At 47.5% G+C, this 787-nt stretch carries 1 protein-coding gene; it reads left to right on the top strand.

Annotated elements, in window-relative coordinates; all coding sequences use genetic code 11:
- A partial coding sequence (locus tag R7040_RS25880; protein ID WP_411978206.1) for a malate synthase occupies positions 1-787 on the top strand: 787 nt, incomplete at both ends.

Here is a 787-nt window from a genome sequence, read left to right as displayed (position 1 = left end):
TGACGTGGCACGGTCAGATCATTCCAGGCGCGCTTTTTGATTTTGCACTGTATTTCTACAATAACCACAAAGCATTGCTTCAAAAAGGCAGCGGTCCATATTTCTATCTTCCTAAACTGCAGTCTCATCATGAGGCGAAGTGGTGGAGTGAAGTGTTCCATTTCACAGAAGAATATTTTGGTTTAGAGACTGGCACGATCAAAGCGACCGTGCTGATCGAAACGTTACCAGCTGTGTTTGAGATGGATGAGATTTTGTTCTCACTTAAAGAGCATATCGTAGGGCTGAATTGTGGTCGTTGGGATTACATTTTCAGTTACATCAAAACACTGAAGAAACACCCAGATCGTGTTCTGCCGGATCGCCAAGTCGTCACCATGGACAAACCATTTTTGAACGCCTATTCGCGTTTGCTGGTTCGTACTTGTCACAAGCGTGGTGCTTTCGCGATGGGAGGAATGGCCGCCTTTATTCCCGCGAAAGACCCGCAAGAAAACCAGAAAGTGTTGGATAAAATTCACAACGATAAATCACTTGAGGCGAATAACGGTCACGACGGTACGTGGGTTGCCCACCCGGGTCTAGCCGATACTGCTATGGAAGTATTCAGTGCGGCACTTGGAGAGCGAACAAATCAACTAGATGTTAGTCGCTCCGAAGATGCGCCAATTACCGCAGCCGAGTTGCTAGAACCGTGTGACGGTGAACGTACAGAAGAAGGCATGCGCCACAACATTCGCGTTGCGCTGCAATACATCGAAGCTTGGATTTCTGGAAACGGCTGTGT

It is taken from the genome of Vibrio sp. 1069, assembly GCF_033340555.1.
The sequence above is the reverse complement of the archived record's forward strand: the minus strand, read 5'-3'. Positions and strand labels throughout refer to the sequence as shown.